This is a genomic window from Rhodococcus sp. PAE-6 (assembly GCF_025290685.1).
Classification (GTDB): domain Bacteria; phylum Actinomycetota; class Actinomycetes; order Mycobacteriales; family Mycobacteriaceae; genus Rhodococcus; species Rhodococcus pyridinivorans.
Map to the genome: position 1 here is coordinate 1 of NZ_JAOCLZ010000175.1, position 250 is coordinate 250.

A 250-nucleotide genomic window follows, 5' to 3' on the forward strand; every position below is an offset into this window, starting at 1 on the left:
GGCCGCCGCCGAGCTCTGGCCCGAGGGTCATCACGCCGTGATCGCGGTGCCGGACCCGCGCAAGGGCGAGCAGCTCCTGTTGGTGACGGACCAGCCGAGCGCCACCCGCGAGGCCCTGCTGGCGGCGGCGCGGACGGCCGGTCTGCCGGAGCTCGCTCTGCCAAGGATCATCCTGCCGGTCGAGAAGCTGCCGCTGCTCGGCAGTGGAAAGCCAGACTACAAGGCCATCACCGAGCTGGTGTCACAGGCG

1 pseudogene is annotated in these 250 nt (G+C 71.6%); it reads left to right on the plus strand.

What is annotated here, in order from left to right:
* Positions 1–250, plus strand: a pseudogene (locus NVV99_RS26690) (hypothetical protein); the annotation flags it as partial.